The organism is Stenotrophomonas sp. GZD-301 (genome assembly GCF_049310345.1).
Lineage (GTDB): Bacteria > Pseudomonadota > Gammaproteobacteria > Xanthomonadales > Xanthomonadaceae > Stenotrophomonas.
This window is the reverse complement of the sequence record NZ_JBMOWY010000094.1, coordinates 1-7,134: the sequence shown is the minus strand read 5'-3', so window position 1 is coordinate 7,134 and position 7,134 is coordinate 1. Positions and strand designations below refer to the sequence as shown.

The following is a 7,134-nucleotide window of genomic DNA, read 5'->3' as shown; positions in this document are numbered from 1 at the left end:
GGCCAGGGCTTCGAGCTGGCCACCCACGGCTGGGGCAACGTGCATGCCGGCCAGGGCCTGCTGCTGTCCACCAGTGCCCGCCAGGACGCCACCTCCACGGTGCTGGACAGCCATGAGGCGGTCGAGCAGCTGCGCAGCGCCGAGCGGGCGCTGGAGGCAATGCACGACACGCTGCAGAAGCAGGACGTGCCGCCGCTGGGCGCACTCACCAGCACCGCCCAGCTGCGCGCCAGGATCGACCCGACCGCCGAGGGCAAGTACGGCAGCCAGGTCAACGGCCAGTCCGGCATGAAACCCGGCGGCGGGCGCAGCCCGGGCCAGGACCCGGTAGAGCGCTTCGCCGCCCCGCTGCTGCTGGCCGACTCGCCGGACCGCATCGTCTGGACCACCCCGGCCAGCGCGGTGGCCTACGCCGGCCAGAACCTGCAGATGACCGTGCAGCAGGACCTGCAGGTCAGCGCGGGGGAAACCGTCTCGGCCGTGGCCGGCGAGCACGTGGCGCTGTTTGCGCAGGCCGGGCCGGTCAAGGTGATTGCCGCCAACGGCCCGGTGAGCCTGCAGTCCAACACCGGCGAGCTGGAGCTGCTGGCCGACCAGGCCATCACCGTGACCGCCACCGATGATCGCATCGACATCCTGGCCCAGCAGAAGGTGGTGCTGCAGGCCGGCAACAGCGCGATCACGCTGGAGGGCGGCAACATCACCTTCAGCTGCCCGGGCACGTTTACCGTCAAGGCCGGGCAGCATCCGTTCATGGGCGGGGAAAGCCGCGCCGCCAGGATCGCGCCACTGCCCGCACTGCTGCTTCCACGGATGAAGTATCGCGGCAAGCTGAGGGTGGTAGACAGCAAAGACACGCCCCGGCCGGACATCTACTACAAGATCGTCACCCGGGATGGCGACGTCCTCGCCCAGGGCGTCACGGATGACACGGGGCGCAGCATCACCGTGGCCACTGAAAAACCGGTACCGGTCACCGCGTACATCGGCAAAGGCGGCTGGGCGATCGAAGAGTCGACCCTCGATGCCGAGGAAGGCTGCGGGTGCTGAACCGCGCGCACCCGCATGGACACTCGACCCAGGATGGCACCCAATGACGGCACATAGCGACGGCACGCACAAAGGCACCACGGAGATAGCATTCAGAACGTCACTCGGCACACCTGTCGAGGGCCTCTCCTACCGACTGACCGATGGCCAGGGAAACGCCCGCACCGCCTCCACGGGAACCGGCGGAACAGGGCTGACCGTCCGGATCGGCGATGCCAAGGAAGGGACGTCCACCCTCTGGACAGTGGCCGGCGCCACCAGAATCCAGATCGACGTCCAGCGCGACGATGGCTCCTGGAAGACCATCGGCAGCTTCCAGCATGACGCCACCGCGCACAAGCAGGTCAGCGTGATCGCGGGCGCCGTCGCCATGCCCTTCCAGATGGATTCGGTTTGACCTGCACGATGGAGCCGCACGCATGACCCAGCAAGCCCCCGCCCTGCAGGTACCCGTCCGCGTCGAGAACGACCGCGACGGCGTTGCCATGAACATCTGCCAGTTCGATACGGACTACTACGCCAGGATACGGCTGCAGATGATGAGCGGTGGCGCAGCCAGCTCAGCCAGCAATCTGCCCTATCTCGTTGTCAGGAACACACCGGAGGCACCTGATACCTGGCGGGTCGCGACACGCCCTCACATGGATACCGGACGGACAGATACGGCAGGCAACGCCCACGTGAGGGTGGCCGGCCCTGGCCGATATCGAGTATTCATCAAGGAGCCGACCGAGCAGTTCGCTTCAGGAAACGTGTTCACGATCCCCCGTCACGCGCTCGCCACTGGCACCGATAGTGATCGTGACGTTCAACCGCTGGTTGAGCTCGAGGTCATCGAGAATGCCAACTGCACCCTGTCGGTGCGTCGAACGCACCCGAACGGCATGCAGCGCACCCGGGGCGGTGGAAACGATCAGATCCCGGCCGATGGCGTTCGAAACAACTTCACCCAAGCGCATACGTCCGATGACATTCCAAGCGCGCTTGACCTTGGCAACTACGTGATTTCGTATCAGCTCTGGGCCGACGCCTCCCGGGCATATGGCACACACCACCCGCGCATCGAAAACAGCACCTTCAGAGCCGCGCTGCGCATCATCTACGGTGAACGGTTGACCGCTGGCACGGGGGACGGCGCGAGCCTCCACGACCGCATCCTGAACTCGGATGGCAGGGAGGTTCAGTTCAACAACCAGTCCACCACCGGTGGGCGGGGCCGCCTCTCCTTCCGCGAGGACAACGGCCAGCCCGGCAACCGGATGACCGCCGACGAAACGCTGCGGCGCACCCATCCCGCCACGATGGAGTTCCTGTTGCAGATGATGGACGACCTGGACATCACATACGCCCGCAGCACCGGCGCCTGGCGGCCCCACATCGGCTCTACGCGGCATCGCTATGCCTCGGCCATCGACCTGACCCATGTGCGTACCACGGTGAACGGCGCGAACAACCAGCAGCACACGGTCACGATCCAGTTTCATCGCGTATCGTCGACAAATTCCAATCCCATCGCGACTGGTCAGCCAGAGGCCGCCGAGCGCACTCGCATGCGTGAGTTCTCGCGCCGGGTCCATGCGTATATTGCAAATGCCAGGTTGCAGGAAACTCTAGGCTGGCTCGGTGGGCCTTGGCGCTTGACATACAACCAACTCGGCCTCGCTCATCCGACCAGAGCGAACACCGAAGCGTTCGCCACCAACGACACGCACATTCACCATATTCACATCAGCATGGGCACCGATCAGCTATGAGCTTGCTTCTCCCTTTCGTTCTTGCTGCCGCGTCACTCTCCCAGGCCACCTTCGAGACCCTCCCGGAGCCGACCGGCCCGATCAACTGCCCGAAGCCGCCCGCAACGATCCGCACGGTGGAGGGCCGCATCTATGAATGCCATCCGCAAGAGGGAGAGGATGCGTACCGTGATGTCACCCCACCTGACGAGCAGACGCACTGGAGGATGAGGTTCGGATCGACACGACTTCCACCTAGGGGAACGGGAAGCTATCACGCACCCGAAGATTGGCCGTTCCGGGCAATAGTTTCATCCCGCAACCCTGCAGCGATGTCCGCGCAATACTTCTATATTTTTGATCGCCGCGGCGTGGTGATCGACTCCAACGACGCGGAAGCCATTGGAGAACAGATGATGGAAGTGCGCATCTCCGGCATCCGCCTCTGGCCGCGTGCAAATGTCTTTTACCGCATGCCGCCACCGGACGACAAGGAGAAGCTCAAGTGGACGAGCCCAACCGATCGGATGCGGGATGTGGGCTTCTACGGATTGGTGGTCGATGGAAAGATGCTGTGTCCCGTACTGGACGAAAGCAAGGTCAGCAGTTGGCCGGGACCTGACGTCCCTAACCACCCAGCGGGCACCTACATCAACGGCCACTGCGGCGAGGCCTACTTGATGACGTCGTATTTGAAGAATGATCCTGATGGCAACTATCGCTACTATGCCTATCCTGGCTTCAGTGCAGGCGGTCTTGAGTTGCAGTGGAGCTTTCAGAGGCATGACGAGCCGGTACGGCCGCTGCTCAATCGTCTCGGTGTGTGTCTGGCATTCTGCCCGCCCAAATAAGCGGGAAGCTTCCCCCCCCAACGTCCAGCACACCGATCAGCCATGAGCCTGCTATTTCCTTTCGTTCTCGCTGCCGCGTCGCTCTCACACGGCCCCTTCGAGACCCTGCCGGAACCGACCGGTCCGATCAACTGCCCGAAGCCGCCCGCAACTATCCGCACGGTGGAGGGCCGCATTTATGAGTGCCACCCAGAAGAGGGAGAAGACGCCTACCGGGATGTCACCCCACCTGACGAGCAGACACACTGGAGGGTGAACTTCGGTTCGACACGACTGCCACCCCAGGGGACAGGCAGCTATCACCCGCCCGAGGACTGGCCGTTCCGGGCAATAGTTTCATACCGCAACCCTGCAGCGATGTCCGCGCAGTACTTCTATATTTTTGATCGCCACGGCGTGGTGATCGACTCCAACGACGCGGAAGCCATTGGAGAGCAGATGATGGAAGTGCGCATCTCCGGCATCCGCCTTTGGCCGCGTGCAAATGTGTTCTACCGCATGCCGCCACCGGACGACAAGGAGAAGCTCAAGTGGACGAGCCCAACCGATCGGATGCGGGATGTGGGCTTCTACGGATTGGTCGTCGATGGAAAGATGCTGTGTCCCGTACTGGACGAAAGCCAGGTCAGCAGTTGGCCGGGGCCAGACGTCCCTAACCACCCAGCAGGCACGTACATCAACGGTCACTGCGGCGAGGCCTACCGGATCGAGTCTACCTTGCCGAACGACCCGGACGGCAACTTCCGCTACTACGCCTATCCCGGCTTCCGCGCCGGCGGCGTTTCCCTGCGGTGGAGCTTCCAACGGCATGACGAGCCGGTACGACCGCTGCTCAGTCGTCTCGGTGTGTGTCTGGCATTTTGTCCGCCCAAATAGGCCGGAAGCACTCCCCCACCCCAACGTCCAGCACACCGATCAGCCATGAGCCTGCTTCTACCTTTCTTGTTCGCTGCCGCGACGCTCTCACAGGCGCCCTTTGAGACGCTTCCGTCTGCAGCAATGGGGCCTATCAACTGCCCAAAGCCCCCAGCCACCATCCGCACGGTGGAAGGCCGGATCTATGAGTGCCATCCGCAGGAAGGAGAGAGTGCCTACCGCGATGTCACCCCACCTGACGAGCAGACACACTGGAAGGTGAACTTCGGTTCGACACGACTGCCACCCCAGGGGACAGGCAGCTATCACCCGCCCGAGGATTGGCCGTTCCGGGCAATAGTTTCGTCCCGCAACCCTGCAGCGATGTCCGCGCAGTACTTCTATATCTTCGATCGCCGCGGCGTGGTGATCGACTCCAACGACGCGGAAGCTATTGGAGAACAGATGATGGAAGTGCGCATCTCCGGGATCCGCCTTTGGCCGCGTGCAAATGTGTTCTACCGCATGCCGCCGACGAATGACAAAGAGAAGCTGAAGTGGACGAGCCCAACCGATCGGATGCGGGATGTGGGCTTCTACGGATTGGTGGTCGATGGAAAGATGCTGTGTCCGGTACTGGACGAAAGCCAGGTCAGCAGTTGGCCGGGGCCGGACGTTCCCCATCACCCAGCAGGCACCTACATCAATGGTCACTGCGGGGAGGCCTACTTGATGACGTCCTATTTGAAGAATGATCCTGATGGCAACTTTCGAAACTACACCTATCCTGGCTTTCGCGCTGGCGGCCTTGAGCTGAGGTGGAGCTTTCAGCGGCACGACGAGCCGGTGCGGCCGCTGCTCAATCGCCGCGGTGTGTGTGTGGCCTTCTGTCCGCCCAAATAGGCGGGAAGCCATCCTCTGCCCCAACGTCCAGCACACCGATCAGCTATGAGTCTGCTTCTTCCTGTCGTCCTCGCTGCCGCGTCGCTCTCACACGGCCCCTTCGAGACCCTCCCGGAACCGACCGGCCCGATCAACTGCCCCAAGCCGCCCGCAACGATCCGCACGGTGGAGGGCCGCATTTATGAGTGCCATCCGCAGGAAGGAGAAGATGCGTACCGGGATGTCACCCCGCCTGACGATAAGACGCATTGGATGGTCACCTTTGGGCCTGAAAGGCTGACATCGAAATTCACGGGCAGCTATCATCCGCCCGAAAATTGGCCGTTCCGGGCGATAGTCTCCTCAGGTAATCCTGCGGAAATAGCAACGGAGTACTTCTATGTTTTCGATCATCGTGGCGTGGTGATCGATTCCAATGAGCCCGGTGCGATTGGCGAACAGATGATGGAGGTACGGATCTCTGGCGTACGCCTGTGGCCCAGTGCGACTGTCTTCTACCGAATGCCGTCGCTGGACGAAAAAGATACGTTCAAGCGCACGAGCCCGAGTGAACGCGTGGCTGATGTAGTTTCCTACGGGTTGGTAGTTGATGGAAAGATGCTCTGCCCGGTATTGGACGAAAGCCTGATCAGCACTTGGCCAGGAGTGGACGACCCGTTCCGTCCCACAGGCATGTACATCAATGGCCACTGCAGTGAGGCCTACCGGATCGAGTCTACGTTGCCTAACGACCCCGACAACAACTTCCGCTACTACGCCTATCCCGGCTTCCGCGCCGGCGGCCTTTCGCTGCGATGGAGCTTCCAGCGGCATGACGAGCCGGTACGACCGCTGCTCAATCGTCTCGGTACGTGCCTGACATTCTGTGAGCAGCCATAGCGCAGCGCATACCCGCGCACGCCCCCTTCACGTCCTGCTCCTGCTTCCTCCCGTGCTGCATCAATGCGATGCCCTGCTCATCCGCCTGGTGGATAGCGCCAGTAACCTGCCCCCCGCATCCACCCTATATCGGGCAATTCATCACACTTTCCTGTCTATAATTTGACGCAGCGGCCCCGTGTCGCGCTGAATGCGACAAAATCGAGCCACTTCCCGCCTGCGTTGCAGGCACACGTCAGGGGGCGTGCGAAGCCGGTCGGTGAAAGAGCCCGTCAATGGGGTTTGTTACTGTTGCCGGGTACATGGACGTGAAACAGGCTCTGCGGGCGTCACGCGACCGCAGTCTGGCGCACGCATCATCACACCCCCTGACAAGAGCCTGTCGATATGGATGTCTCTCGCTCCTCGTTGTTGGCCACCCTTGGCGCCCCCTCCCAGCAGGCGCGTCTGATCCAGCTGCTCGGCCCGGCTTCCGGCCTGGTGGTGGAGCGCTTCGAGGGCCAGGAGGCGGTCTGCGGCAGCACCCGTTTCGAGATCGACTGCCTGTCCACCGATGCGTTCCTGGACATGGCGCCGTGGCTGGAGCAGCCGCTGACCCTGCAGGTGCGTCGCGCCGATGGCGGCATGCGCCAGTGGCACGGGCTGTGCACCGAGGTGGCCCAGCTCGGCAGCGACGGCGGCCTGGCCCGCTACCGGCTTACGCTGGAGCCGTGGACTGCGCTTCTCGCCCTGCGCCGCAATGCAGTGATCTTCCAGGACCTGGACACCCGCGCGATCTGCGAGCAGATCTTCGCCGACTACCCGCAGGCGGCCTTCCGTTTCGATGTGCAGGCCACGTTGCCGGCCCGTGCGATCACCACCCA

8 protein-coding genes are annotated in these 7,134 nt (G+C 62.8%); all 8 read left to right on the top strand.

Features of this window, described 5'->3' with window-relative positions:
* Positions 1-1,050, top strand: a 1,050-nt coding sequence (locus tag ACO6VK_RS20390; RefSeq protein ID WP_422510322.1) for a DUF2345 domain-containing protein, incomplete at its 5' end; no start/stop codon positions are given.
* Positions 1,051-1,093: 43 nt separating this feature from the next.
* Positions 1,094-1,447 carry a hypothetical protein gene (locus ACO6VK_RS20385; RefSeq protein WP_422510320.1) on the top strand — a complete coding sequence of 118 codons (354 nt, stop codon included), beginning with the start codon at positions 1,094-1,096 and terminating at the stop codon, positions 1,445-1,447.
* 22 nt (positions 1,448-1,469) lie between these two features.
* Positions 1,470-2,804, top strand: a complete 1,335-nt coding sequence (locus tag ACO6VK_RS20380; RefSeq protein WP_422510318.1) for a hypothetical protein — start codon at positions 1,470-1,472, stop codon at positions 2,802-2,804.
* Positions 2,801-3,634: a hypothetical protein gene (locus ACO6VK_RS20375; RefSeq protein WP_422510316.1), complete on the top strand. Its 834-nt coding sequence runs from the start codon at positions 2,801-2,803 to the stop codon at positions 3,632-3,634. Before ACO6VK_RS20380 ends, ACO6VK_RS20375 begins: the two co-directional genes overlap by 4 nt.
* Before the next feature lie 42 nt (positions 3,635-3,676).
* On the top strand, positions 3,677-4,510 hold the full coding sequence (locus tag ACO6VK_RS20370; RefSeq protein WP_422510314.1) for a hypothetical protein: 834 nt from the start codon (positions 3,677-3,679) through the stop codon (positions 4,508-4,510).
* A 45-nt stretch (positions 4,511-4,555) separates the two neighbouring features.
* Positions 4,556-5,392 carry a hypothetical protein gene (locus ACO6VK_RS20365; protein WP_422510312.1) on the top strand — a complete coding sequence of 279 codons (837 nt, stop codon included), beginning with the start codon at positions 4,556-4,558 and terminating at the stop codon, positions 5,390-5,392.
* A 45-nt stretch (positions 5,393-5,437) separates the two neighbouring features.
* Positions 5,438-6,271, top strand: coding sequence for a hypothetical protein (locus ACO6VK_RS20360; protein ID WP_422510310.1), 834 nt, complete (start codon positions 5,438-5,440; stop codon positions 6,269-6,271).
* 387 nt (positions 6,272-6,658) lie between these two features.
* Positions 6,659-7,134 (top strand): contractile injection system protein, VgrG/Pvc8 family (locus tag ACO6VK_RS20355; protein ID WP_422510308.1); only part of this gene is annotated, 476 nt, incomplete at its 3' end.

Coding starts and splice junctions, on each gene's coding strand:
- ACO6VK_RS20385 (WP_422510320.1), top strand. CDS start 1,094: ATGACGGCACATAGCGACGGCACGCACAAAGGCACCACGGAGATAGCA.
- ACO6VK_RS20380 (WP_422510318.1), top strand. CDS start 1,470: ATGACCCAGCAAGCCCCCGCCCTGCAGGTACCCGTCCGCGTCGAGAAC.
- ACO6VK_RS20375 (WP_422510316.1), top strand. CDS start 2,801: ATGAGCTTGCTTCTCCCTTTCGTTCTTGCTGCCGCGTCACTCTCCCAG.
- ACO6VK_RS20370 (WP_422510314.1), top strand. CDS start 3,677: ATGAGCCTGCTATTTCCTTTCGTTCTCGCTGCCGCGTCGCTCTCACAC.
- ACO6VK_RS20365 (WP_422510312.1), top strand. CDS start 4,556: ATGAGCCTGCTTCTACCTTTCTTGTTCGCTGCCGCGACGCTCTCACAG.
- ACO6VK_RS20360 (WP_422510310.1), top strand. CDS start 5,438: ATGAGTCTGCTTCTTCCTGTCGTCCTCGCTGCCGCGTCGCTCTCACAC.